Origin of the sequence: Streptomyces mesophilus (assembly GCF_011044995.1) — a bacterium.
Taxonomy (GTDB): Bacteria; Actinomycetota; Actinomycetes; order Streptomycetales; family Streptomycetaceae; genus Streptomyces; species Streptomyces mesophilus.
Genome location: NZ_JAAKZW010000021.1, coordinates 1 through 23,317 on the forward strand (window position 1 = coordinate 1; position 23,317 = coordinate 23,317).

Annotated in this window: 26 protein-coding genes; 18 read left to right on the forward strand and 8 right to left on the reverse strand. The window is 69.8% G+C overall.

Annotated elements, in window-relative coordinates:
* Positions 1–127 precede the first annotated feature (127 nt).
* From G6045_RS08985 to G6045_RS09005, 5 genes are all read left to right on the forward strand, one after another.
* A complete protein-coding gene (locus G6045_RS08985) occupies positions 128–1,027 on the forward strand; it encodes a L,D-transpeptidase family protein (RefSeq protein WP_165331319.1) in 900 nt (299 codons plus the stop codon).
* A 27-nt stretch (positions 1,028–1,054) separates the two neighbouring features.
* Positions 1,055–2,200 (forward strand): alanine racemase, encoded by a 1,146-nt coding sequence (alr, locus tag G6045_RS08990; protein ID WP_165331320.1) that lies wholly within the window; start codon positions 1,055–1,057, stop codon positions 2,198–2,200.
* A gap of 81 nt (positions 2,201–2,281) precedes the next feature.
* Positions 2,282–3,502 (forward strand): alpha/beta fold hydrolase, encoded by a 1,221-nt coding sequence (locus tag G6045_RS08995; protein WP_165331321.1) that lies wholly within the window; start codon positions 2,282–2,284, stop codon positions 3,500–3,502.
* On the forward strand, positions 3,474–3,980 hold the full coding sequence (tsaE, locus tag G6045_RS09000) for a tRNA (adenosine(37)-N6)-threonylcarbamoyltransferase complex ATPase subunit type 1 TsaE (RefSeq protein WP_165331322.1): 507 nt from the start codon (positions 3,474–3,476) through the stop codon (positions 3,978–3,980). The genes G6045_RS08995 and tsaE overlap by 29 nt, the downstream gene beginning before the upstream one ends.
* A 130-nt stretch (positions 3,981–4,110) precedes the next feature.
* Positions 4,111–4,275, forward strand: coding sequence for a hypothetical protein (locus G6045_RS09005; protein WP_165331323.1), 165 nt, complete (start codon positions 4,111–4,113; stop codon positions 4,273–4,275).
* Between the two features lie 23 nt (positions 4,276–4,298).
* Here G6045_RS09005 and G6045_RS09010 read toward each other — a convergent pair whose 3' ends face one another.
* Entirely contained in the window at positions 4,299–4,847 is a 549-nt protein-coding gene (locus tag G6045_RS09010; RefSeq protein ID WP_165331324.1) for a hypothetical protein, read from the reverse strand.
* 127 nt (positions 4,848–4,974) lie between these two features.
* On the opposite strand from G6045_RS09010, the gene tsaB reads away from it, so the two are divergent.
* From tsaB to G6045_RS09035, 5 genes are all read left to right on the forward strand, one after another.
* The gene (gene tsaB / locus G6045_RS09015) at positions 4,975–5,628 is read left to right on the forward strand and encodes a tRNA (adenosine(37)-N6)-threonylcarbamoyltransferase complex dimerization subunit type 1 TsaB (RefSeq protein WP_165331325.1); all 654 of its coding nucleotides are present in this window, start codon (positions 4,975–4,977) and stop codon (positions 5,626–5,628) included.
* A 17-nt stretch (positions 5,629–5,645) separates the two neighbouring features.
* Positions 5,646–6,158, forward strand: a complete 513-nt coding sequence (gene rimI, locus G6045_RS09020; RefSeq protein ID WP_165331357.1) for a ribosomal protein S18-alanine N-acetyltransferase — start codon at positions 5,646–5,648, stop codon at positions 6,156–6,158.
* Entirely contained in the window at positions 6,151–7,248 is a 1,098-nt protein-coding gene (gene tsaD / locus G6045_RS09025) for a tRNA (adenosine(37)-N6)-threonylcarbamoyltransferase complex transferase subunit TsaD (protein WP_165331326.1), read from the forward strand. The genes rimI and tsaD overlap by 8 nt, the downstream gene beginning before the upstream one ends.
* 84 nt (positions 7,249–7,332) lie before the next feature.
* Complete coding sequence (locus G6045_RS09030) at positions 7,333–7,749, forward strand: hypothetical protein (protein WP_165331327.1); 417 nt, start codon at positions 7,333–7,335, stop codon at positions 7,747–7,749.
* 91 nt (positions 7,750–7,840) lie between these two features.
* The gene (locus tag G6045_RS09035) at positions 7,841–8,194 is read left to right on the forward strand and encodes a YciI family protein (RefSeq protein WP_165331328.1); all 354 of its coding nucleotides are present in this window, start codon (positions 7,841–7,843) and stop codon (positions 8,192–8,194) included.
* A gap of 12 nt (positions 8,195–8,206) precedes the next feature.
* Here G6045_RS09035 and G6045_RS09040 read toward each other — a convergent pair whose 3' ends face one another.
* Positions 8,207–9,415 carry a class I SAM-dependent methyltransferase gene (locus tag G6045_RS09040; RefSeq protein ID WP_165331329.1) on the reverse strand — a complete coding sequence of 403 codons (1,209 nt, stop codon included), beginning with the start codon at positions 9,413–9,415 and terminating at the stop codon, positions 8,207–8,209.
* Positions 9,416–9,534: 119 nt separating this feature from the next.
* Between G6045_RS09040 and G6045_RS09045 the strand changes: the two genes are divergently transcribed.
* On the forward strand, positions 9,535–10,428 hold the full coding sequence (locus G6045_RS09045) for a polysaccharide deacetylase family protein (RefSeq protein ID WP_165331330.1): 894 nt from the start codon (positions 9,535–9,537) through the stop codon (positions 10,426–10,428).
* On the forward strand, positions 10,425–11,255 hold the full coding sequence (locus G6045_RS09050; RefSeq protein ID WP_408056321.1) for a polysaccharide deacetylase family protein: 831 nt from the start codon (positions 10,425–10,427) through the stop codon (positions 11,253–11,255). The genes G6045_RS09045 and G6045_RS09050 overlap by 4 nt, the downstream gene beginning before the upstream one ends.
* Here G6045_RS09050 and G6045_RS09055 read toward each other — a convergent pair.
* The gene (locus G6045_RS09055) at positions 11,246–12,724 is read right to left on the reverse strand and encodes an FtsW/RodA/SpoVE family cell cycle protein (protein ID WP_165331331.1); all 1,479 of its coding nucleotides are present in this window, start codon (positions 12,722–12,724) and stop codon (positions 11,246–11,248) included. The two genes, G6045_RS09050 and G6045_RS09055, sit on opposite strands and share 10 nt — an antisense overlap.
* 224 nt (positions 12,725–12,948) lie before the next feature.
* Between G6045_RS09055 and G6045_RS09060 the strand changes: the two genes are divergently transcribed.
* A complete protein-coding gene (locus G6045_RS09060) occupies positions 12,949–14,049 on the forward strand; it encodes a L,D-transpeptidase family protein (RefSeq protein WP_328707711.1) in 1,101 nt (366 codons plus the stop codon).
* Positions 14,050–14,078: 29 nt separating this feature from the next.
* On the opposite strand, the gene G6045_RS09065 is transcribed toward G6045_RS09060, so the two are convergent.
* A complete protein-coding gene (locus tag G6045_RS09065; RefSeq protein WP_165331332.1) occupies positions 14,079–14,525 on the reverse strand; it encodes a DUF6234 family protein in 447 nt (148 codons plus the stop codon).
* Between the two features lie 241 nt (positions 14,526–14,766).
* Between G6045_RS09065 and groES the strand changes: the two genes are divergently transcribed.
* Both groES and groL read left to right on the forward strand, forming a co-directional pair.
* The gene (groES, locus tag G6045_RS09070) at positions 14,767–15,075 is read left to right on the forward strand and encodes a co-chaperone GroES (protein ID WP_016434667.1); all 309 of its coding nucleotides are present in this window, start codon (positions 14,767–14,769) and stop codon (positions 15,073–15,075) included.
* A gap of 105 nt (positions 15,076–15,180) precedes the next feature.
* Positions 15,181–16,809 (forward strand): chaperonin GroEL, encoded by a 1,629-nt coding sequence (groL, locus tag G6045_RS09075; RefSeq protein WP_165331333.1) that lies wholly within the window; start codon positions 15,181–15,183, stop codon positions 16,807–16,809.
* Between the two features lie 93 nt (positions 16,810–16,902).
* On the opposite strand, the gene G6045_RS09080 is transcribed toward groL, so the two are convergent.
* The 3 genes from G6045_RS09080 to G6045_RS09090 form a co-directional block, all read right to left on the reverse strand.
* The gene (locus G6045_RS09080; RefSeq protein WP_165331334.1) at positions 16,903–17,676 is read right to left on the reverse strand and encodes an SDR family NAD(P)-dependent oxidoreductase; all 774 of its coding nucleotides are present in this window, start codon (positions 17,674–17,676) and stop codon (positions 16,903–16,905) included.
* A 9-nt stretch (positions 17,677–17,685) separates the two neighbouring features.
* Entirely contained in the window at positions 17,686–19,224 is a 1,539-nt protein-coding gene (locus tag G6045_RS09085; protein WP_165331335.1) for a multicopper oxidase family protein, read from the reverse strand.
* A 109-nt stretch (positions 19,225–19,333) separates the two neighbouring features.
* A complete protein-coding gene (locus G6045_RS09090) occupies positions 19,334–20,002 on the reverse strand; it encodes an MOSC domain-containing protein (protein ID WP_165331336.1) in 669 nt (222 codons plus the stop codon).
* Between the two features lie 79 nt (positions 20,003–20,081).
* Between G6045_RS09090 and G6045_RS09095 the strand changes: the two genes are divergently transcribed.
* On the forward strand, positions 20,082–20,999 hold the full coding sequence (locus G6045_RS09095) for a LysR family transcriptional regulator (protein WP_165331337.1): 918 nt from the start codon (positions 20,082–20,084) through the stop codon (positions 20,997–20,999).
* A 61-nt stretch (positions 21,000–21,060) separates the two neighbouring features.
* Here G6045_RS09095 and G6045_RS09100 read toward each other — a convergent pair whose 3' ends face one another.
* Complete coding sequence (locus G6045_RS09100; protein WP_165331338.1) at positions 21,061–21,378, reverse strand: WhiB family transcriptional regulator; 318 nt, start codon at positions 21,376–21,378, stop codon at positions 21,061–21,063.
* Positions 21,379–21,830: 452 nt separating this feature from the next.
* On the opposite strand from G6045_RS09100, the gene G6045_RS09105 reads away from it, so the two are divergent.
* Positions 21,831–22,442, forward strand: a complete 612-nt coding sequence (locus G6045_RS09105) for a response regulator transcription factor (protein ID WP_003948568.1) — start codon at positions 21,831–21,833, stop codon at positions 22,440–22,442.
* A gap of 256 nt (positions 22,443–22,698) precedes the next feature.
* Complete coding sequence (locus G6045_RS09110; RefSeq protein ID WP_328707712.1) at positions 22,699–23,274, forward strand: sigma-70 family RNA polymerase sigma factor; 576 nt, start codon at positions 22,699–22,701, stop codon at positions 23,272–23,274.
* Positions 23,275–23,317 lie beyond the last annotated feature (43 nt).

The following is a 23,317-nucleotide window of genomic DNA, read 5'->3' on the forward strand; positions in this document are numbered from 1 at the left end:
GGGCCCCCTGCATCCGAACTTCGTTCGGATCTGCTCAATCGCCGCAGGGGCTGATAGTTGGCCCCAACCGTCGTCGGTCTGGGTGTGCCTTCGGCTAATTGTTCAAGTTTGGTCGTTTCCTGAAGGCATGATTCACCGCACCGCACGCCGTACGACCCGTCTCACCCTCGCCGTGGTACTTGCCCTCGCGGCCCTCGCCACCCCCGCCGTCGCGGCCGACCCTGGCCCTCCGCCCGTGCCCGCTCCTCAGCAGGAGTTGGTCCCGGGTGTGCCGCTCACTCCGTATCACCGGTGGCAGTTGGACACTCCCGATCAGGGCATGGCGCCGTTCGTCTACGAGCCGAGTGCCGCCGAGGACTCCGTCGAGCCGATGGAGCCGCCCGTCGAGCTCGACGCGCTGATCGAGTACGTGCCGCCGAGCGAGGTCGTCCGCAGTGCCGCGGCGCCCTTCTGCAGCAAGCGGACCGGGCCGCATCAGCGCCGGGTCGAGGCGTGGCTGAAGCTCAAGGTGGACGGCAAGCAGTCGGCCAAGGACTGTGCGGCGATCCGCGCGTTCCAGCGGAAGCAGGGGATCCGGCCCGACATCGGCTTCGCCGGGCCGGTGACCTGGGCCCGGATGCGCTGGCTGAGTGCCGTACGCGATCCGAAGGCGCTGAAGAAGTGCCCGGCGCGCGCGTACCGGATCGCCTGCGTGGATCTCGCGCGGCAGCTGATGTGGGTGCAGAAGGGCGGGAAGGTGACCTTCGGACCCGTGGCCGTGCGCAGCGGCAAGAGGTCGACGCCGACGCGCACCGGCTGGCACAAGGTGTTCTGGAAGCACAAGAACCACTACTCGACGCTGTTCCGGACGCCCATGCCGTACAGCCAGTTCTTCAGCGGTGGGCAGGCTTTTCATGCCGTCTACAGCAGCGTCTACAGCACGTCGGGCTCCCCGGGCTGCGTGAACCTGAGCCACCGGGACGCCAAGCGACTGTGGAACAAGCTGTACAAGGGGGACCGCGTGTACATCTGGGGCCGCAGGCCGTGACCCACGGCTCTGAGACACTGGGGCGCGATGACTGAGACACCTGTGCGCGTCCGCGCCGAGATCGATCTGGCCGCTCTGCGGGCCAACGTGCGGGCGCTGCGTGCCCGCGCGCCCCGCGCCGCGTTCATGGCCGTGGTGAAGGCGGACGCGTACGGGCACGGAATGGTGCCCTGCGCCAAGGCCGCGTTGCAGGGCGGCGCCACCTGGCTGGGCACCGCCACCCCCGAGGAGGCGCTCGCGCTGCGCGCGGCCGGCATCGGCGTCGACGACGCCCGCGTCATGTGCTGGCTGTGGACGCCAGGCGGCCCCTGGCGCGCGGCCATCGAGGCCGACGTCGACCTCGGGGTGAGCGGCATGTGGGCGCTGCGTGAGCTGACCGCGGCGGCGCGTGCGGCCGGGCGTACGGCACGGGTGCAGCTGAAGATCGACACCGGGCTCGGGCGCAACGGCTGTATGCCCGCCGACTGGCCCGAGCTGGTCGAGGCCTGTCTGAAGGCTGAGGCCGAGGGCACGGTCAAGGTCACCGGCATCTGGTCGCACTACGCGTGCGCGGACGAGCCCGGGCACCCCTCGATCGCCCTCCAGTCCGCCGAGTTCGCCGACGCGGTGCGCTTCGCCGAGCGGGCGGGCCTGACCCCCGAGGTCCGCCACATCGCCAACTCCCCGGGCACGCTGACGCTGCCCGAGTCGCACTACGACCTCGTCCGTCCCGGCATCGCGATGTACGGGCTCTCGCCGAGCCCCGAGGTCGGCACGTCCGCGGACTTCGGTCTGCGTCCGGTGATGACCCTCGGCGCACAGCTCGCCCTGGTGAAGCGTGTACCCGCGGGTCTCGGCGTCAGTTACGGGCATCACTACGTCACACCCGAGCCCACCACGCTCGCTCTCGTCCCCGTCGGCTACGGCGACGGACTGCCCCGGCACGCCTCCGGGACCGGCCCCGTCCTGGTCGGCGGCAAGGTGCGGACGGCCGCCGGGCGGATCGCCATGGACCAGTTCGTGGTCGATCTGCACGGGGACGAGCCCGCGGCCGGCGACGAGGCGGTCCTTTTCGGCCCGGGCGACCGGGGCGAGCCGACCGCCGAGGACTGGGCGCAGGCGGCGGGCACCATCGGGTACGAGATCGTCACGCGCATCGGAACACGCGTTCCCCGCGTCTATGTGAACGAGTGACCGGCCGGACGTGACCGAGTGTCCGGTCCGGTGTACGCGCAGGGCTCGTGAACGTCGTAACGCAGGAGGCAGGAGCGGCACGTGAGTGACACAGGCACCCAGATCGCCCGGGCCGCCGAGGAGGCGGTCGGCGGCGGCTGGCGCAGGGCGGGCATCGCGGGCGCCGCGATAGGCGTGATCGCCGCGGGCGCGGCCGCCGGTGTCGCGGTCGAGCGGCTCACCGTCGGGCGCGGCATGCGCAAGAAGGCCCGCCTCGCGCTCGACTCCGCCGGTCCCTACGGCTCGCTGCGCGGTCTGCCCGGCAAGGCGCGGGCCGAGGACGGCACGGTCCTCTACTACGAGGTCGACGAGGTCGAACCGGACAGCGCGAAGGGCCGCCGCGGCCGCCGCCTCTTCGGCCGCAAGGCCCCCGCGCCCGTCACCGTGGTCTTCTCGCACGGCTACTGCCTCAGCCAGGACTCCTGGCACTTCCAGCGCGCGGCCCTGCGCGGCGTCGTGCGCACCGTCTACTGGGACCAGCGCAGCCACGGCCGCTCCGAGCGCGGCAAGGCGCAGACCGAGCGCCAGGAACCGGTCACCATCGACCAGTTGGGCAGCGACCTCAAGGCCGTCATCGACGAGGCCGCGCCCGAGGGTCCGCTCGTCCTGGTCGGCCACTCCATGGGCGGCATGACCGTGATGGCGCTGGCCGACCAGTTCCCCGAGCTGATCCGCGACCGGGTCGTGGGCGCCGCGTTCGTCGGTACGTCCTCCGGGCGGCTCGGCGAGGTCAACTACGGTCTGCCGGTCGCCGGCATGAACGCCGTACGCCGGGTCCTGCCCGGGGTGCTCAAGGCGCTCGGCTCGCGCGTCGAGCTGGTCGAGCGCGCCCGGGGGGCCACCGCGGACCTGTTCGCGGGCATCATCAAGCGCTACTCGTTCGCGTCCCGCGAGGTGGACCCGGCGGTCGCCCGCTTTGCCGAACGTCTCATCGAGTCGACACCCATCGACGTGGTCGCGGAGTTCTACCCGGCCTTCGGCGATCACGACAAGCAGGACGCCCTACGGCACTTCGCGGACCTTCCCGTCCTGGTGCTCGCCGGCGACAAGGACCTGGTCACGCCCAGCGAGCACAGCGAGTCGATCGCCGACGAGCTGCCCGATGCCGAGCTGGTGATCGTGCCGGACGCCGGGCATCTGGTGATGCTCGAGCACCCGGAGCTGGTGACGGACCGTCTCGCCGATCTCCTGGTGCGTGCGGGGGTGGCCGCTCCGGCCGCTAACGTGGTTGCTCATGGAAGCACCGCACAACCCGGCAAATAGGGTCCGTATCATCATCAACTCCCCTGAGCAGATGGGTGAGTTGGGTCAGCGCCTGGCCAAGATCCTGCGCGCCGGCGACCTCGTGATGCTCAACGGTGAGCTCGGCGCCGGCAAGACCACCCTCACCCGCGGCCTCGGCGCGGGCCTCGGCGTCCGCGGCGCGGTCACCTCGCCGACGTTCGTCATCGCCCGCGTCCACCCCTCGCTGGGCGACGGGCCGCCGCTGGTCCACGTGGACGCGTACCGCCTCGGCGGCGGGCTCGACGAGATGGAGGACCTCGACCTCGATGTCTCGCTGCCCGAGTCCGTGATCGTCGTGGAGTGGGGCGAGGGCAAGGTCGAGGAGCTCACGGACGACCGGCTGCATGTGGTCATCCACCGCGAGGAGGGCGACACGTCCTCGGACGTACGGACCGTCACGCTGACCGGGCTCGGGGAGCGCTGGGCCGGGGTGGACCTGGAGGCGCTCGCGGCGTGAGCACACCCGCGTGGCGACAGTTTCCGACAAGCCGTCGGGAAGATATTGCGTACCGGGCTCGCCCCGTGTTCACATGGAGACCGAGACTTGGTTAGGGATACCTAACCGCGCCCTGCACTCGGGAGGCACCATGTCGGCCCCGGAACGTGAGACACCCAAGGTGCAGCCGTCGATGAGCGAGCTGCTCGCGTCCTGTGCCGCGGCCACCGCGGTCTCCACGCCGCCGGTGTTCCCCGAGCGCGTACAGGTCGAGGCGGAACAGACACAAGCGGCGCCGCATCGCGACGCCGCCTGACATATCCGTACCGCTGCGTGGCCCTACTGGACCACGATCACGCTCGTCCCCACGGTCGCGAACTCCCACATCGCGAGCCCGTCCTCGCGCGACTCCCGGATGCCGCCGGTCTTCCTCGACGGGTCGGGCTCCGGCGTCGAGCCGTCCTTGGCCGCGCTGAATCCGATCGTCACGCCGTCGTTCGTCGCGAAGCGCACCACGTGCTCGATCGGGGTCCCGTCCGAGCCCGTGATCGAGCCGGACCGCGTCGTCACCGCGTACTCGCCCGGCAGCGGATCGACCGTGCTCGGCGTGACCTTGAACGTGTGCTCGACCTTGTCGCCCTCGCCCACGAGCCAGACGCGGTCGGAGCCCAGCGAGTACACGACCCGCTGACCCTGGCCGGACAGCGCCGGCAGCCCGTCGGGCTTCGTCTTGCCCCCGGGCTTCTTGGAGGCGCTCGACGAGGCCGGCGTCTTGGGCTTGCTGAGAGTCTCCGGGGCGGAGGCGGACGCCTGGTACGCGAGGAAGCCGACCGCCGCGAGCGCCGCCGCGGTCAGCCCGGCCACGAATCCCGAGCTGCTGCGTGCCACGAGCTACCTCCACACCCTTCGTACATACGACTGGGTACGTCATATACGTACTGGGAGCGACGTTAGCAGCCGGGTCCTGCTAGGCAGGGGCGCCGTGCAGAGCCCTCGTACGCCGTAGGCTGTTCGCGTGCTCTTGCTCGCTCTGGATACCGCCACCCCCGCCGTCACGGCCGCCCTGCACGACGGCCGCACCGTCCTCGCCGAGTCGGGCGGCGTCGACGCCCGCAGACACGGTGAGCTGCTGCTTCCGGCCGTCGACCGGGTGCTCGCCGAGGCGGGTGTGAAACTCGACGCCGTCACCGAGATCGTGGTGGGCACGGGCCCCGGCCCGTACACCGGACTGCGCGTCGGCCTGATGACGGCCATGACCTTCGGCTCGGCGCTCGGCATCCCCGTGCACGGACTGTGCACGCTCGACGGACTCGCGTACGCCTCGGGCCTCGAAGGCGAGTTCGTGGTCGCGACGGACGCGCGCCGCAAAGAGGTCTACTGGGCGCGCTACAACGGCAGCCGTACGAGGGTGACCGACCCGGCCGTCGACCGTCCCGCCGACATCGCCGAGCAGGTCGTGGGGCTGCCCGCGGTCGGCGCGGGTGCGCTGCTCTACCCGGACACGTTCCCGGACGCGCGTACGCCCGAGCACGTCAGCGCCGGCGCGCTGGCCGCGCTCGCCGCCGAGAAGCTCGCCGCGGGCGAGGAGCTGACCGATCCGCGGCCGCTGTATCTGCGCCGCCCGGACGCCCAGGTCCCGAAGAACTACAAGGTGGTCACCCCCAAGTGACCCCGGTACTGCGCGAGATGCGCTGGTGGGACATCGAGCCGGTGCTGGAGCTCGAGAAGGAGCTGTTCCCCGACGACGCCTGGTCGCGGGGGATGTTCTGGTCCGAGCTGGCCCACGCGCGCGGCCCCGGCGCTTCCCGCCGCTATGTGACCGCCGTCGAGTCCTCGGCAGAAGGCGAGCGGATCGTCGGGTACGCGGGCCTCGCGGCCGTCGGCGGGCTCGGTGACGTGCAGACCATCGCCGTGGCCCGTGACCACCAGGGCACCGGACTCGGCTCGGCGCTGCTCACCGATCTGCTGCGGCACGCGACCGCCTTCGAATGCACCGAGGTGCTGCTCGAAGTGCGCGTCGACAACGCCCGCGCCCAGAAGCTCTACGAACGCTTCGGCTTCGTCCCCATCGGCTTCCGGCGCGGCTACTACCAGCCGGGCAATGTCGACGCCCTCGTGATGCGCCTGACCGACCCTTCGACCGCCACCGCAGACTCCGCCACCGCGGATTTCGTACAAGGAACCGAGACCCATGGCTGACGAACCGCTCGTACTGGGCATCGAGACCAGCTGCGACGAGACCGGCGTCGGCATCGTGCGCGGCACCACCCTGCTCGCCGACGCCGTCGCCTCCAGCGTCGACGAGCACGCCCGCTTCGGCGGTGTCGTGCCCGAGGTCGCCTCGCGCGCGCACCTCGAGGCGATGGTGCCGACCATCGAGCGCGCCCTGAAGGACGCCGGTGTGTCGGCTCGCGACCTCGACGGCATCTCCGTGACGGCCGGGCCCGGTCTCGCGGGTGCGCTGCTCGTCGGCGTCTCGGCCGCGAAGGCGTACGCGTATGCGCTCGGCAAGCCGCTGTACGGCGTCAACCACCTCGCCTCGCACATCTGCGTCGACCAGCTGGAACACGGTCCGCTGCCCGAGCCGACGATGGCGCTGCTCGTCTCCGGCGGCCACTCCTCGCTGCTGCTGTCCTCGGACATCACCTCGGATGTACGGCCGCTCGGCGCGACGATCGACGACGCGGCCGGTGAGGCCTTCGACAAGATCGCGCGCGTGCTCAACCTCGGCTTTCCCGGCGGTCCGGTCATCGACCGGTACGCCAAGGAGGGCGACCCGAACGCGATCGCGTTCCCGCGGGGTCTCACGGGCCCGCGCGACCCCGCATACGACTTCTCCTTCTCCGGCCTGAAGACCGCGGTCGCGCGCTGGATCGAGGCGAAGCGCAATGCGGGCGAGGACGTTCCCGTACGGGATGTGTCGGCGTCCTTCCAGGAGGCGGTCGTCGATGTGCTCACCCGTAAGGCCGTGCGGGCCTGCAAGGACGAGGGCGTCGAGCACCTGATGATCGGCGGCGGTGTGGCGGCCAACTCCCGGCTGCGCGCACTGGCGGCGGAGCGCTGCGAGAAGGCGGGCATCCAGCTGCGCGTCCCGCGCCCGAAGCTCTGCACGGACAACGGTGCGATGGTCGCGGCGCTCGGCGCCGAGATGGTCGCCCGGGGCCGTTCCGCCTCGGACTGGGACCTCTCGGCGGACTCCTCACTCCCGGTCACGGAGCCGCATGTACCGGGCCACAGCCACAGTCACGATCACGTGCACGAGGTGGCGAAGGGCAACCTGTACGGATAGCCGGCGCCTGGTGGGTACCCGCCAGGTATGGCGACTTTCTGGGAACACTCCGCTTTCTCGGAACTCTCCGCGCAAGAGGTGCCGTTGGCCGACAAGTTCGTCGACTACACGGAAGTGGCCTGGATCGACATCCTGCTGAACATCGCTGTGATCCTGGCGTTCATCGGCCTGCTGTCGTGGATCACGTGGGGCTTTCTGGAGCGGCGGCACGGGGCGCGCGAGGCGGCCCGCCGGCATGACGAGAAGGGCGGCAGCGTGCCGGGGCGCCACGTCCGCACGCGCATGATCCTCGGGGCGCTCTCCGTCGTGGGTTCCCTGGCGCTGCTCGGCTTCGGTCTCGCGCTGGCGGGCCGGTCCGGCACGCTGGGCGAGAACGCGGGCCTGATGCAGGTCGAGGGGGCGCTCTTCCTGGCGCTGTGGCTGTTCGCCGGGGTGTTCTGGCGGCCTCGACGGGGGCCCGCGGAGCGTTCGCGGCAGCCGGAGAAAAGTTTCTCGAAATAATCCGCGGCATGTGTCGATCGCGGTCGTCCCCGTTCGACACAAGGGTGAGAGGCAGGGGAGAAGCCCCCGTCACCGCAACCGAGGAGTCACCATGCCGCGCTACATGTCGTTGATCCGCGTCGACGAGAACAACAACCCCGGTGGTCCGAGCGAGGAGCTCATGGAGCGCATGGGCAAGCTCATGGAGGAGATGACCAAGGCGGGCGTGCTGCTCGACACCGCCGGTCTGCACCCGACCTCCGAGGCCAAGCGCGTCCTCTACAGCGGCGGCGAACTGTCCGTCACCGACGGCCCGTTCACCGAGACCAAGGAGGTCATCGGCGGGTACGCGGTCTTCCAGACCAAGGACGAGGCCGAGGCCCTGGAGTGGACCAAGCGCTTCCTCAAGGTCCACGAGGAAGAGTGGACGATCACCTGCGAGCTGCGCGAGCTCGCCGAGGGCTGAGCCCTTTTCGTGTCACCCGGTGGGAGCGGGGTGGCCGACGAGCATCGTCGGCGCCCCCGCCACCCGCGTGAGGAACACGGTCGCGGAGTTCCGCCCCCGCAGCTTCATCTTCTTGCGCAGCTCCTCCGGCTCGACCGCGGAGCCGCGCTTCTTGACCGTCAGGATCCCGACCTCGCGCTCGCGCAGCAGGGCCTTCAACTTCTTGATGTTGAAGGGGAGTTGGTCGGTGATCTCGTACGAGGTCGCGTACGGGGTGCTGTGCAGCCCGTCGGACGTGACGTAGGCGATCATGGGGTCGATCAGCCCGCCCCCGACCGCCTTCGCCACCTCGGCGACCAGATGCGCGCGGATGACGGCGCCGTCCGGCTCGTACAGGAAACGCCCCACCGGCCGCGGCTCGGGATCCGGCAGCATCGTCGCGCGCGCGGACCACAGCGAGGCCCCGGCCGGCAGCAGCGTCGCGCCGAACGCACCGGGCCGCGTTCCGAACCAGAGCACGGCCTCCTTCACATCGCCGGAGTCCGAGATCCACTCCGCGTACACATCGTCGGGGACGGCCTCGTGCGGAATGCCCGGCGCGATCTTCAGCGCGGCGTGCGGGGCTTTGCGGGCGGCTTCGATCGCCCAGGACAGGGGCGGTGAATAGGCCTCGGGATCGAAGATCCGGCCGCGTCCGCCTCTGCGGGCCGGGTCCACGAAGACCGCGTCGTACGAAGAGGTGTCGATCTCGGCGACGTCCGCCTCGCGCACCTCGATGAGCTCGGCGAGGCCTAGCGCCTCGGCGTTGGCGCGGGCGACTTCGCAGGTCAGCGGGTCGCGGTCGACCGCGAGCACCGCGATGCCCTCGCGCGCCAGGGCGATCGCGTCGCCGCCGATGCCGCAGCACAGATCGGCGAGCGAGCGCACCCCGAGGCCCTTGAACTCCCGTGCGCGATACGCCGCGACACTGGTCCGCGTCGCCTGCTCGACCCCGTTCGGGGTGAAGAACATCCGGGCCGCGTCCGCCCCGAACTTGACCGCCGCGCGCTGCCGCAGCCGGGCCTGGGCCAGCGCGGCCGAGACCAGTTCGGGGGCGTAGCTGCGGCGCAGGCGGGTGGCGAGGGTGAGTTCGTCGGCCGGGTCGTGGTCGTGCAGCTCGGCAAGGAGGGCGCGGCCCTCGTCGGTGAGCAGGGCGCGGAAAGCGGCGAGGCCGGCGGGATCGGTGGCGGCGGGGTCGTTCACCCCGCCATTGTCCGCCACCGGACCGCGAGCCCGCCGTGTCGGCCAGTCGGTGGATCGTGCGGCCCCGGGCGGCGTTGTCAGCCGGGTCCACGCCTACGGCGCTGACAGGATCCGGCTCCATGCAACTAGTACGACAAAACGACAAAAATCGGTTGCGCCTGGCCGTGTCCGGGGTGGCCCTGATCGCCACCACCGCCGTCGTCGCCACCGCCTGTTCCAGCGGCGGCGGCAGCGAGCCGGTCAAGCCCGCCCCCGGCCAGCAGGCCGCCGCCCTCGCCAAGCAGCGTGCCGCCGCGCACGCCGCGAAGCTCAAGGCGGTCAAGCGCTGGGGTCTGGCCAAGATGCCGCTCACCGCGCCCGAGGCGCCCCTGAAGAAGACGAAGCCGACCACGCGCAAGGGCTTCGAGGTCTCCGGCCAGAAGGGTCTGCCGCAGATCTTCACCACGATCCCGACCAAGGACAAGGTCGTCTTCCTGACCATCGACGACGGGGCCGAGAAGGATCCTCAGTTCCTCAAGATGATGAGCGATCTGAAGATCCCGTACACGGCCTTCCTCAGTGACTACCTGGTCAAGGAGGACTACGGCTACTTCAAGAAGATGCAGAACCGCGGCGTCGCCCTGAACAACCACACGCTCAACCACCGCTACATGCCCGGCCTCACGTACGACCAGCAGAAGCGTGAGATCTGCGGGATGCAGGACGTGATCGAGAAGCGCTACGGCAAGCGGCCCGAGCTCTTCCGCCCGCCGTACGGCAACTACAACCGCGACACCCTGAAGGCCGCCAAGGCCTGTGGCATCAAGGCCGTGCCGCTGTGGAACGCCGAGGTCTTCGTGGACCGCATGGACTACCGCGAATGGGACCGCGACATCCACCCCGGCGACATCATCCTCACGCACTTCCGCGGCAAGGAGGACTGGAAGGGCTCGATGCCCGACATGATCCGCAAGTTCATGAAGACGGTCACCGACAAGGGGTATGCGGTGGCCCGCCTGGAGGATTACCTGTGAGGCCCGCGCACCGGCTGCTGGCCGGCGTGCTCGCAGCCGGTGCGCTCGCTCTGTCCGGGGGCCTCACCGGCTGTGCCCAGTCCGTCGACCCGATCGAACGGCTGGGGCGCAAGGCCGCGCAGAAGGTCGAGGAGCGCCGCGTCAGCCAGGCCACCGCCCGCCGCTGGGGCCTGGACAAGCCGCTCGCGCCCGCCCCGAAACCGCCGCCTCGTTCGCTGCCGAAGGGTGCGGGCCCCGGCCTTCCACCGGTGCTCGACCGCGTACCGACCAAGGACAAGGTCGTCTTCCTGACCTTCGACGACGGCGCCGAGCGCGACCCGCGCTTCGTACGGATGGTCAAGGAACTGCGGCTGCCCGTCAGCATGTTCCTCACCGACAGCGTGGCCGGGCCCGGCTACGCGCACTTCGGCGAGCTGGCCTCGGTGGGCGCCACCGTCCAGAACCACACCCTCGACCACCCGTATCTGCCGGGACTTCCCTACGAGGGGCAGCGCTGGGAGATCTGCGGCCAGCAGGACAAGCTCAAGGAGCGCTTCGGCCAGCGGCCGCGGCTGTTCCGCCCTCCGTACGGGGAGTACAACGCGGACACGCTGCGGGCCGCGGCGGACTGCGGGCTCTCGGCGGTGGTGCTGTGGCGGGCGTCGATGCAGATCAACGATCTGCGGTACGCACAGGGGGCGAAGCTGCGGCCCGGTGACATCGTGCTCGCGCACTTCCGCGGACCGGACGAGCTGCACGGGGCGTCCCTGACCGAGATGACCACGCGGATGCTGCGCCGGATCCAGGAGCAGGGGTTCACGGTGGCGCGGCTCGAGGACTATCTCTGATCGCCGAGGGCCGGCTCCGCATGTCTCTGTGCGGCGGCCCCGGCTTCGGAGTCGGGCGCTTCGGGGTCGCCCTCGGCGGCCGCTGCCCGGTGGCGGCCCGCGCTGTCGCTGATCCTCAGCAGGATCGCGATCATCACCCAGTTCGCCACGAGTGAGGACCCGCCCTTCGCGAGGAACGGCAGCGCCTTGCCGGTCAGCGGTATCAGCCCGGTGACACCGCCCGCGACCACGAACACCTGGAGCATCAGGGCGGCGGAGAGCCCGGCCGCGAGCAGTTTGCCGAAGGGGTCGCGGGCGAGCAGGGCGGTGCGCAGACCGCGCTGGACGAGCAGGGCGTACAGGAGCAGTACGGCGGTCAGGCCGGCGAGCCCGAGCTCCTCGCCGACCGTGGTCAGGATGAAGTCGCTGCGTCCGGCGAACGCGATCAGCTCGGGGTGGCCCTGGCCGAGCCCGGTGCCGGTCAGGCCGCCGCTGCCGAAGCTGAACAGGGCCTGCGCGAGCTGGTCGGAGCCGCCGCCCGCGTCCTTCGCGTACACGGCGAAGGGGTCGAGCCAGGCCTCGACGCGGCCGTGCACATGGGGTTCGAGCGAGCCGACGACGAAGGCGCCGAGCGCCGCCATCAGCAGACCGGTCACGATCCAACTGGTGCGCTGCGTGGCCGCGTACAGCATGACGACGAAAAGGCCGAAGAAGATCAGCGAGGTGCCCAGGTCGCGTTCGAAGATCAGCACGAGCAGGCTGACCGCCCAGATCGCGAGGATCGGCCCGAACTGCCGGCCGGGCGGCAGCCGCATGCCGAGCACCTTGCGGCCGGTCAGGGCGAGGGCGTTGCGGTTGACCGTGAGATAGCCGGCGAAGAACACCGCGATCATGATCTTCACGAACTCGCCCGGCTGGAAGGAGAGGCCGCCGAGGTAGATCCAGCGCTTGGCGCCGTAGGTGTCGCCGGGGAAGAAGGCGGGCGCCATCAGCAGGACGAGCGCGACGGCCATCATCACGTAGATGTAGCGCTGCAGCCGGCGATGATCGCGCAGGGCCACAAGCGCCCCGATGCAGACCGCGACGCCGATCACGCTCCACATCAGCTGTCCGCCGGCGGTCGGATCGGAGCCGTATCGCGCGGCGTACGCGGGGTCCAGGCGGTGCAGGAGGACGAGTCCGAGGCCGGTGATCAGGACCGCGAGCGGCAGGATCAGCGGATCGGCGTACGGCGCGAACCGGCGTACGGCGAGATGGGCAGCGAAGGACAGCAGGGCCATGCTGAGCGCGAACTGCCCGAGGTTGCCCGGCAGTTGACCGTGGACGGCGAGGCCCACCTGTGCCTGGCCGAACGTCGTGATCGCGACGGTCAGCAGAAGCAGCAGCGCCTCGGTGCGGCGGTGGCCGGCGGCGAGGAGCGAACCGAGCCGGACCCGTGGTGGTGAAACCGCCGCGGGTTCCTGCGTGATGAAGGGAGTCTCCGCCGCCATCCACCCGTCCGTTTCACTCGGTTTGATCCTGTTGTTCCGGTTTCTCCGCGAGGAAGACGTGGTGGGGGGAGCCGCGGTTGCCGTCGGTGAGACGCATCACGCGGGGGCGAGGGTTCCCGGACGCTTCTCCTCATGGCCGCCCCAAGCGCCGTATAGCTGTGATGTTTCCGTTATCGCGGGACGTGCAACATTTCCGTGTTTCTGGAGTCTCTAAAGAGGTGTAGGTGCTGATCGAAGCTGGGGGACTTGTGCGCTCGAACCGAATACGCCTGTCTGCCGTCGCCGCACTGTCCGCGGCGGCGCTCCTTCTGACCGGCTGCAGTCAGGGCGGTGACCAGGCGGAGAACGCGGCGAACGAGGTCGCGGCGAGCCGGACTCCGTCGTCCGGGCAGACCGAGCCGAGCGAGAAGCCCAGCGCGAAGGAGAAGGAGACCGAGGAGGTCGTCCTCAAGCCGGGCGACAACTCCGACGAGGTGCGCGAGCTGCAGGCCCGCCTCGTCCAGGTCGAGCACCTCAAGGCGGTGCCCAACGGCAATTACGGTCCGGCGACCGAGGGGGCCGTGGCCGAGTACCAGGCGGGGCAGAAGCTCGAGGTCACCGGCATCGTCACCGCCTCGACCTGGAAGAAGCTGACGTCCCAGACCAAGGCACCCACGCAGGACGAGCTGTTCCCGAAGAAGCAGGTGCTCGGCCACGGCGACAACAGCGACAAGGTGCGTGAACTGCAGGCCCGGCTCAAGCAGTTGGGGCACTTCAAGGACAAGCCCACCGGGTTCTACGGCGATGTCACGCTGACGGCCGTCAAGGCGTACCAGCAGGCCGCGGGCCTCGAGGTCACCGGGACCGTCTACGAGGACACCTGGGAGAAGCTGAAGTCCCAGACCAAGACACCCACGCAGGATGAGCTCAAGCCGCCGGTCGAGCTGCCCACGGTGGACGCCTCCAAGGCCGACCTCGACGACCGCTGCCTGACCGGCCGGGTGCTGTGCATCTCCAAGACCTCCAAGAAGCTGGCCTGGGTGATCGACGGCAAGGTCCACAAGCTGCTGGACGTCCGCTTCGGCGCGGAGGGCTACGAGACCCGTGAGGGCGTCTTCTCGGTCTACTGGAAGAGCCGCGACCACGTCTCGACGCTCTACGACTCGGCGATGCCGTTCGCGATGTTCTTCGACGGCGGCCAGGCCGTCCACTACTCCGAGAACTTCGCGCAGAACGGCTACACGGGCGGCTCGTACGGGTGCGTGAACGTCCGCGACTACGAGGGCATCAAGTGGCTGTTCGACAACCAGGTGAAGACGGGCGACAAGGTCGTCATCCACTGGTAGCGGCTCACGCGCGGCGGCGGTGACTCCCCTCAGCCTCCAAGGCACTCGTGGGAGTCGCCGCCGCTTCGGCATCGGCCGTGCGTGCCGTCGTACGTGGACGTGGGTGCGGGCGCCGCGGGCTCGGGGTGGCTGCGGTCGTACTCCTGTGCCAGGACGACGCAGAGCAGGACGCCGGTGAGCAGAGTGAACGCGGCCTGGACGCCTGTGGTGATCCGGATCCCGCTGCTCCAGAAGGCGCGCGTGAGGAGCGCCATCGTCGCGAGCACGAGGCCGAACACCACGACGGGTGTCCAGTCCATCGGCGAGGCGGCAAAGGGCCCGCCCTCGCCTTCGGCCCCGTCCTCCACGCCGCGTCCCAGTCCGCGCAGCCCCAGCCAGAGCCCGGCGGCGGCCAGCGCCGCGATGTCGGCGACCACCATGAGGAGCGCGAACAGGCCGTCGAAGCAGCCGCCGCTGCGCGGGTTGTGAGCAGGCATGTTCGTACGGTGTCCCGGAACCGGCGGCTCCGGCGGAGCGTTCACCTCAGCGCGAAACCGGGCCCCTCATTGGCACTCCGCTTGACCGAGTGCTAATCGCGGTCATAGTCTCGGGCCTGGCACTCCCCACTGGAGAGTGCCAACACAGCGACGGGCAGGTCCGGCACCCGCGACGACGGATCCACCTGGTCGCCACCTCAGACAGTTCATCCCCGAGATCTCCGAAGGGGGAGGTCGGATCGTGACGACCGCCAGCTCCAAGGTTGCCATCAAGCCGCTCGAGGACCGCATCGTGGTCCAGCCGCTCGACGCCGAGCAGACCACGGCCTCTGGCCTGGTCATCCCGGACACCGCGAAGGAGAAGCCCCAGGAGGGCGTCGTCCTCGCCGTGGGCCCGGGCCGCTTCGAGAACGGCGAGCGTCTGCCGCTCGACGTGAAGACCGGCGACATCGTGCTGTACAGCAAGTACGGCGGCACCGAGGTGAAGTACAACGGCGAGGAGTACCTCGTCCTCTCGGCTCGCGACGTGCTCGCGATCGTCGAGAAGTAATTCACCAGTTTTGCTTTGACCTGCGCCCCTGGCCCCCGCTGAATTCATTCATTGCCGGGCGGTCAGGGGCGCAGTTCATTTTTTTCGAGAGGACAGAGAAGCTCCATGGCGAAGATCCTGAAGTTCGACGAGGACGCCCGTCGCGCCCTCGAGCGTGGCGTCAACAAGCTTGCCGACACGGTCAAGGTGACGATCGGCCCCAAGGGCCGCAACGTCGTCATCGACAAGAAGTTCGGCGCCCCCACCATCACCAACGACGGTGTGACCATCGCCCGTGAGGTCGAGGTCGAGGACCCGTACGAGAACCTCGGTGCGCAGCTGGTGAAGGAGGTGGCGACCAAGACCAACGACATCGCGGGTGACGGTACGACCACCGCCACCGTGCTCGCCCAGGCGCTCGTACGCGAGGGCCTGCGCAACGTCGCCGCCGGTGCTTCCCCGGCCCTCCTGAAGAAGGGCATCGACGCCGCCGTCAAGGCCGTGTCCGAGGAGCTCCTCGCGACCGCGCGTCCGATCGAGGAGAAGTCCGACATCGCCGCCGTGGCCGCGCTGTCCGCCCAGGACAAGCAGATCGGCGAGCTCATCGCCGAGGCCATGGACAAGGTCGGCAAGGACGGTGTCATCACCGTCGAGGAGTCCAACACCTTCGGTCTGGAGCTCGACTTCACCGAGGGCATGGCCTTCGACAAGGGCTACCTGTCCCCGTACTTCGTCACCGACCAGGAGCGTATGGAGGCCGTCCTCGACGACCCGTACATCCTGATCAACCAGGGCAAGATCTCCTCGATCCAGGACATGCTCCCGCTCCTGGAGAAGGTCATCCAGGCCGGCGGCTCGCGTCCGCTCCTGATCATCGCCGAGGACGTCGAGGGCGAGGCCCTGTCGACCCTGGTCGTGAACAAGATCCGCGGCACGTTCAACGCCGTGGCCGTCAAGGCCCCCGGCTTCGGCGACCGCCGCAAGGCGATGCTGCAGGACATGGCGGTCCTCACGGGCGCCACCGTCATCGCCGAAGAGGTCGGCCTCAAGCTCGACCAGGCCGGTCTGGACGTGCTCGGCTCCGCCCGCCGCGTCACCATCTCCAAGGACGACACCACGATCGTCGACGGCGGTGGCGACTCCTCCGAGGTCCAGGGCCGCGTCGCCCAGATCAAGGCCGAGATCGACTCCACGGACTCCGACTGGGACCGCGAGAAGCTCCAGGAGCGCCTCGCGAAGCTGGCCGGCGGTGTCTGCGTGATCCGCGTCGGTGCGGCCACCGAGGTCGAGCTCAAGGAGAAGAAGCACCGTCTGGAGGACGCCATCTCCGCGACCCGCGCCGCGGTCGAGGAGGGCATCGTCTCCGGTGGTGGCTCCGCGCTCGTCCACGCCGTGAAGGTCCTCGAGGGCAACCTCGGCAAGGAGGGCGACGAGGCCACCGGTGTCGCCGTCGTCCGCCGCGCCGCCGTCGAGCCGCTGCGCTGGATCGCCGAGAACGCCGGCCTCGAGGGTTACGTCATCACCGCGAAGGTCGCCGAGCTCGACAAGGGCCAGGGCTTCAACGCCGCGACCGGCGAGTACGGCGACCTGGTCAAGGCCGGCGTCATCGACCCGGTCAAGGTCACCCGCTCCGCCCTGGAGAACGCCGCCTCCATCGCCTCCCTGCTCCTCACGACCGAGACCCTGGTCGTCGAGAAGCCGGCCGAGGAGGACTCCGAGTCCGGCCACGGCCACGGTCACGGCCACTCCCACTGAGGTCTGAGCGCTCAGCTCTCAGCTCGTACGACGGCCCGGCGCCCCACTGGGGTGCCGGGCCGTCGGCGTTGTCGGTCCGTCCAGGGAACGGGGCTACTGCGGCCCGTACTTGCGCCCCGTCTTCGACGTGATGCCGCCCAGCAGGTTGCGCGGGACGAGCTTTGCCGCGCCGAGGAGTGTCTTGTAGCGGGCGTCCGGGATCGAGACCTGTTTGCCGCGGGCCAGGTCCGCGAGGGCCGTCGCGACCACCTTGTCCGCGTCGAGCCACATCCAGCTCGGGATGTTGTCGGTGCCCATGCCGGCCCGCTGGTGGAACTCCGTACGGACGAAGCCGGGGCACAGGGCCATGAGCCGTACGCCCGAACCGGCCAGGTCCTTGGCGGCGCCCTGCGTGAACTGCACGACCCACGCCTTCGACGCGCCGTACGTCCCGCGCGGCACGAACGCCGCCACCGAGGCGACGTTCACCACGCCGCCGCGGCCGCGCTCGCGCATCGACGCGGCGGCCGCCGACGTCAGCCGGAGCACCGCCTCGCAGTGCACCTTGAGCATGGTCAGCTCGTCGGCCATGGAGACCTCGAGATAGCGGCCCTTGTTGCCGAAGCCCGCGTTGTTGACCAGCAGGTCGACGGGGTTGCGCGGGTCGGCGAGGCGCTTCTCGACGGACTCGATGCCGCCCTCCGTCGCCAGATCCGCGGTCAGCACCTCGGCCTCGATGCCGTGCCGGTCGTGCAGCTCGGTCGCCTGCTCCCGCAGGCGTTTGGTGTCCCGGGCCACCAGGACCAGGTTGTGCCCGTCCGCCGCGAGGCGCCGCCCGAAGGCGGCGCCGATACCGGCGGTCGCACCGGTGATGAGAGCCGTAGTCATGGGCCAAGGCTAATGATGATCGTGGGCGCCGCCCGACCCGGTGGGCTTCCCGGCCTTCTGCCCCTTCTCCACGACCACGAACTGCCCCATCATCCCGCCGTCCTCGTGGGACAGCAGATGGCAGTGGTACATGTACGGGGTGTCCGGATCGGCCGGACCGTCGAAGCGCATCGCCAGCTTCACCGTCGTAGCGCCGGGCACGAACACCGTGTCCTTGGCGCCGCGCAGCTCCGGCGGCGGCTGCTCGCCGTTCACCTCCAGGACCCTGAACTGCACATCGTGCACATGGAAGTTGTGCGGCATCCCGTCGTCGTTGCGCACGGTCCAGGTCTCCGTCGTACCGCGCGTGACCACCTCGTCGATCCGGTCCATGTCCATCGGGCGTTCGTTGATCCCGGACATCTTCAGACCGAAGAACCGCTCCTTCGCGGACTCGGAGCCGTCCGGTACTTCCAACTCGCCGAGCTGCACGGGCAGTTCCGGGGAGTCCCGCAGCGACTGCTTCGCCCGCAGCTCCAGTACGTCGAAGGAGTCGGCGCCCCCGCTGAACCGCGTCTGCCAGGCACCCCCGTAGTTGTCCTGCGGGAAGCTGCGCAGCACGGTCTTCTCGCCCGGCTTCATCCGTACGACGATCTCGGCGCGCTCACCCGGTGACAGCTGCACACGGTCCATGGCCGCGGGCTTCTCGAGCAGACCGCCGTCCGTGCCGATCAGCGCGAAGTCCCGGTCGTCGGAGAAGCCGAAGTCATAGACACGGGCGGTCGAGGCGTTCAGCAGCCGCAGCCGTACGAGCTCGTCGCCGACTTCCTGGTACGGATTGAGCGTGCCGTTGACCATCGTCCGGTCGCCCAGGAAGCCGGTGTTCCGCAGGAAGTCGTGGCCGTGGTCGAACTTCGCCCCGTCGAACGTCACGTCCTGCACGATGACCGGCACATCGTTCACCCCGTACGCGTCGGGCAGATCGAGCGCGGCGGACTTCTCGTCGTCGAGCAGGAACATCCCGGCGAGCCCGCGCTGCACATGCTGCTCGGTCTGCCCGTGCGGGTGCGGGTGGTACCAGAGCGTCGACGCGGGCTGGTCGATCTTCCACCGCGGAGCCCACTTGCCGCCCGGCCCGACCATCTGGTGCGGGCCGCCGTCCATCGCCGCCGGCAGATGCATCCCGTGCCAGTGCACGGTGGACGCCTCGTCCAGACCGTTGGCTATCCGCACCTTGACCTTCTCGCCGCGCTCGGCGCGCAGCGTGGGCCCGAGGTAGTCGCCGTTGAAGCCCCAAGTGGGCGTCTTCCGCCCTGACTTGAACTCCTTCTCGCCGGCCTGCATCCGCAGGTCGAAGACCCGGGTGCCGTCCTTCTCGACGGTCGACTCCGCGAGCGGCGGTACGGCGAGCCGGTTGGTGAACGGCTCCTTGCCGACGGTGTTCACGTCGGCGCCGGTCCACAGCCACGCGAAGCCCCCGCCGACCGCCGCCACCAGGACGCCCACGACCACGGAGAAGATGATGAGGACCCGCTTCAGCCTGCCGCGTCCGCCACTCGTTTTCGTCATGTCCCAACGGTCGTGGCAGCGGGCGCGGCAACCCATCGGGAAATGCCCTGAAGCGACCCCGGCCCGCCCCCTACGGAGGCGGGGTCCGCCGCCCCCTACGGGCTCGGGCTCAACCCCCGTACTTCTCCACGTACTTACGGGCGTTCGCCAAGGCCTCGTAGTGCAGCGCCTCACCCGCCGCGAGCACCTGAGAGAGCAGCGACCGGTCCAGGGTCGAGGCCCGGAACTGCAGCGCGACCGTCACGTCATGGTCCGGCCGGTGCACGATCTCGATCGGATCCCCCGCCGCGATCGCACCCGGCTCGATCACCCTGAAATACGCCCCGGCCGCACCGTCCTGAGTGAAGCGCTTCTGCCAGTGCTGCTCGCCGAGATGCCCGGCGAACGTCTGGCACGGGATACGTCCGGACGTCACCTCGAGGACGAGCTGCGAGCCGACCCTCCAGCGCTCACCGATCAGCGCGCCGGACACGTCGAGACCGGAGGTCGTGAGGTTCTCGCCGAAGGACCCGTTGCGCAGCGGGCGCCCGAACTCCTTCTCCCAGCGGTCCAGGTCCTCGCGCGCGTAGGCGTACACGGCCTGATCGTTCCCGCCGTGCACGCGCTGGTCGCACACGTCGTCCCCGGCCACCCCGCTCGGCCCCTTGCCCTTCGCCCCGGGCGCCGCGACCCGGACCGGCCCGTCGACCGGCAGCTTGTCGATACCGGACGTCCCGCTCGGATGATCCGTGAACGGGACGGGAGTGGCCTTGCCGATATTCAGACTCAGAAGCTTCATGCCGCTCACGCTAGAGATCATTCCCCAAGTCGTCGAGCACTTTTCGCCTCTTGCCCCAAGCCTCACTTATGCTTGCGTCATGATCGAGGCCCGTCATCTCCGTGTGCTCCGCGCCGTCGCCGCCACCGGCTCCTTCTCCGCCGCGGCCCGCGAACTCGGCTGTACGCAGCCGGCCGTCAGCCAGCAGATGAAGGCGCTCGAACAGTCCACGGGCACCCCGCTGCTCATCCGTACGGGCCGTGAAATGCGTCTGACCCAGGCGGGAGAAGCCCTGGTCAGGCATGCCGCGGGCATCCTCGCCGGACTCACCGCCGCCGAGGAGGAGGTCGCCGCGATCGCCGGCCTGCGCGCGGGCCGGGTCCGTCTGGTCTCGTTCCCGAGCGGCAGCTCGGCACTGGTCCCTTCGGCCCTCGCGGCCCTGCGCGCGGCGCACCCCGGCACCCGGGTCTCGCTCGTCGAGGCCGAACCGCCGCGCTCGGTCGAGATGCTCCGCGAAGGCGACTGCGATGTCGCGCTCGCCTTCCGCTACGAAGGGGCGCACGCGGACGACGAGTGGAGCGACCTTGTCGTACGCCCGTTGCTCGCCGACCGTCTTGTCGGCCTGATCCCGGCGGATCACCGGCTGAGCGGCGACGAGGCGGTCTCCATCGCCGAGTTCGCCGACGAGTCCTGGATCGCGGGCTGCCCGCGCTGCCGCCGACAGCTGGTCGACGTCTGCGAGAGCGCCGGCTTCGCACCGCGTATCGACTTCGCGACCGATGACTATCCGGCGGTGATCGGCCTGGTCGGAGCCGGTCTCGGCGTCGCGGTGCTGCCCGAGCTCGCCATCGATTCGGTGGGCCCGAAGGGCGCCCGCACGGTCACGGTGGAGCCGGCCGTACGCCGCGAGATCGTCGCGCTCACGCTGCCCGACCTCGCCCGCGTGCCCACCGTGGCGGCCACGCTGGACCAGCTCGCGGCGGCCGCCGACCGGCTGTCCGCGGCCGCGGCCCACTGAGGAGCCGGGCCCGCAGCAGCCGCCCGCCGAGCGGCACGAAGCCGCGCGAAGAAACGTTTCCTCAGTTGGCGGACATCGTGCTGGTCGCCGGTACGAGCCGGTTGCGTGCCCGGCCCATCAGCTCTTCGCGCTCGTCCTCGGTCAGGCCGCCCCATACGCCGTACGGCTCACGCACCGCGAGGGCGTGGGCCGCGCACTCGGCGCGGACGGGGCAGCGCATGCAGACCTCTTTGGCCGAGTTCTCGCGAGCGCTCCGTGCGGCGCCACGCTCGCCCTCCGGGTGGAAGAAGAGCGAACTGTCGACCCCTCGGCAGGCTGCGAGCAGCTGCCAGTCCCATAGGTCGGCGTTCGGCCCGGGAAGGCGGGAGAAATCTGCCATTGCTTGTCCCCTTGCAACCGTTCGAAGGCGGATCCGATGCCCGGTCGGGCGGTAGCAGGTGCCCGGACGAGGGCTGGTCGGACGCCCATGCCGTACATCTACTGTCTGAGTAGATGTAAATATGACTGATTGCGAATCTAGTCACAGACACCACCAAAAGGGAAGAAAAGGCGCTAAATGGGGCATAGCTTTCGGTGAATCCTCGGCGGCCCGCAGGTGCCCTGATGTCCGCGATCACAACCCGGTGAACGGCCCATCACGTAGAGTGCCGAAGGCGGCCGACCGACCCGTAACTCTTTCGAGTGACCGTCGTTGAGAGTGCGGAGGCGGTTGAAATAGGAAGCGCTCGGGCAGGTGTCCGAGGGTGTCAACCGCTCAGGTGACGATTCGTATTCAGCCTGGAGGCTCAAGGTGACGCGCATCAGCTGCAGGAGCCGCGGAGGACGACAGTCATGACATCCGTCCTCGTCTGCGACGACTCCCCGCTTGCCCGCGAAGCGCTCCGCCGTGCGGTGGCTACCGTGCCCGGTGTAGAGCGTGTGACGACGGCGGCCAACGGCGAGGAAGTCCTCCGCCGCTGGGGCGCCGATCGCTCGGACCTGATTCTGATGGACGTACGCATGCCCGGTCTCGGCGGCGTCGAGACCGTGCGCCGGCTGCTCTCGGCCGATCCGGGCGCCCGGATCATCATGCTCACGGTCGCCGAGGACCTGGACGGCGTCGCGCTCGCGGTCGCCGCCGGTGCCCGCGGCTATCTGCACAAGGACGCCTCGCGCGCCGAGCTGCGCGCGACCGTCACGCAGGCGCTCGCCGACCCGACCTGGCGGCTGGCCCCGCGCCGGCTGCGTTCGGCCGAGATGGGTGCGGCGCCCACGCTCACCGCGCGGGAGATCCAGGTGCTCGAGGGCATGAGCCATGGGCGGTCCAATGCGGAGATCGGCCGTGAGCTGTTCCTCTCGGAGGACACGGTCAAGACGCACGCCCGTCGGCTGTTCAAGAAGCTCGGCGCCTCCGACCGCGCGCACGCCGTGGCGCTCGGTTTCCGTTGGGGCCTGGTGCGCTGAACCAACCTCCGACGAGTCCCGCCCGCGCCGCTGCGGGCGGGCCGGCGGATGAGCGGATCCACTCGCTCGGGAGCGGTTTTCCCTGTTTCCCGCGCGATGCCGCATCCTTGAGGGTGTGGAGTTCCTCGGGGACGAGTCGGTCGAGCGGGAGGGGAGGGCGCAGGAGATGAGTTCCGGCGCACCTGCTCATAACGCTTCGGTGCACAACTATGGACGCGGTGCCACGGATCGGACGACGCCAAGGCACCATGGACCGATGCGCGAGGACGAGACCACCACTGTCGGTGCCCTCGTTCACCGTGCCGTCGAAGGCGATCAGCAGGCCACGCACGATCTGCTCGCCCGTGTGCACCCGCTGGCGCTGCGCTACTGCCGTACGCGGCTGTCCCGACTGCCGGGCGACGCGCGGCACTTCGTCGAGGACCTTGCGCAGGAAGTCTGTGTCGCGGTGCTGCTCGCGCTGCCGCGCTACAAGGACACCGGCCGGCCCTTCGAGGCCTTCGTCTTCGCCATCGCCGGGCACAAGGTCGCCGATCTGCAGCGGGCCGCCATGCGGCACCCCGGATCGACCGCCGTGCCCAGCGACGAGATGCCCGAGCGGCCCGACGACTCGCTCGGGCCCGAGGAGCGCGCGCTCCTGAGTTCGGACGCCGAGTGGGCCAAGAAGCTGCTCGCCAATCTTCCGCAGACCCAGCGCGAGCTGTTGCTGCTGCGGATCGCCGTCGGTCTCACCGCGGAGGAGACCGGGCAGATGCTGGGGATGTCTCCGGGTGCCGTGCGCGTCGCGCAGCACCGGGCCCTGAGCCGGCTCAGGGCGCTGGCCGAGCAGTAGCGGCCTGGCTTTTCGCCGGTAGCACACGACGAAGATCGCGTAC

Coding starts and splice junctions, on each gene's coding strand:
- G6045_RS09080 (WP_165331334.1), bottom strand. CDS start 17,676: ATGACTACGGCTCTCATCACCGGTGCGACCGCCGGTATCGGCGCCGCC.
- G6045_RS09045 (WP_165331330.1), top strand. CDS start 9,535: ATGCAACTAGTACGACAAAACGACAAAAATCGGTTGCGCCTGGCCGTG.
- G6045_RS09110 (WP_328707712.1), top strand. CDS start 22,699: ATGCGCGAGGACGAGACCACCACTGTCGGTGCCCTCGTTCACCGTGCC.
- G6045_RS09105 (WP_003948568.1), top strand. CDS start 21,831: ATGACATCCGTCCTCGTCTGCGACGACTCCCCGCTTGCCCGCGAAGCG.
- G6045_RS09055 (WP_165331331.1), bottom strand. CDS start 12,724: ATGGCGGCGGAGACTCCCTTCATCACGCAGGAACCCGCGGCGGTTTCA.
- G6045_RS09065 (WP_165331332.1), bottom strand. CDS start 14,525: ATGCCTGCTCACAACCCGCGCAGCGGCGGCTGCTTCGACGGCCTGTTC.
- G6045_RS09085 (WP_165331335.1), bottom strand. CDS start 19,224: ATGACGAAAACGAGTGGCGGACGCGGCAGGCTGAAGCGGGTCCTCATC.
- rimI (WP_165331357.1), top strand. CDS start 5,646: ATGCGCTGGTGGGACATCGAGCCGGTGCTGGAGCTCGAGAAGGAGCTG.
- G6045_RS08985 (WP_165331319.1), top strand. CDS start 128: ATGATTCACCGCACCGCACGCCGTACGACCCGTCTCACCCTCGCCGTG.
- groL (WP_165331333.1), top strand. CDS start 15,181: ATGGCGAAGATCCTGAAGTTCGACGAGGACGCCCGTCGCGCCCTCGAG.
- G6045_RS09090 (WP_165331336.1), bottom strand. CDS start 20,002: ATGAAGCTTCTGAGTCTGAATATCGGCAAGGCCACTCCCGTCCCGTTC.
- alr (WP_165331320.1), top strand. CDS start 1,055: ATGACTGAGACACCTGTGCGCGTCCGCGCCGAGATCGATCTGGCCGCT.
- tsaD (WP_165331326.1), top strand. CDS start 6,151: ATGGCTGACGAACCGCTCGTACTGGGCATCGAGACCAGCTGCGACGAG.
- G6045_RS09035 (WP_165331328.1), top strand. CDS start 7,841: ATGCCGCGCTACATGTCGTTGATCCGCGTCGACGAGAACAACAACCCC.
- G6045_RS09095 (WP_165331337.1), top strand. CDS start 20,082: ATGATCGAGGCCCGTCATCTCCGTGTGCTCCGCGCCGTCGCCGCCACC.
- tsaE (WP_165331322.1), top strand. CDS start 3,474: ATGGAAGCACCGCACAACCCGGCAAATAGGGTCCGTATCATCATCAAC.
- G6045_RS09100 (WP_165331338.1), bottom strand. CDS start 21,378: ATGGCAGATTTCTCCCGCCTTCCCGGGCCGAACGCCGACCTATGGGAC.
- G6045_RS09005 (WP_165331323.1), top strand. CDS start 4,111: ATGTCGGCCCCGGAACGTGAGACACCCAAGGTGCAGCCGTCGATGAGC.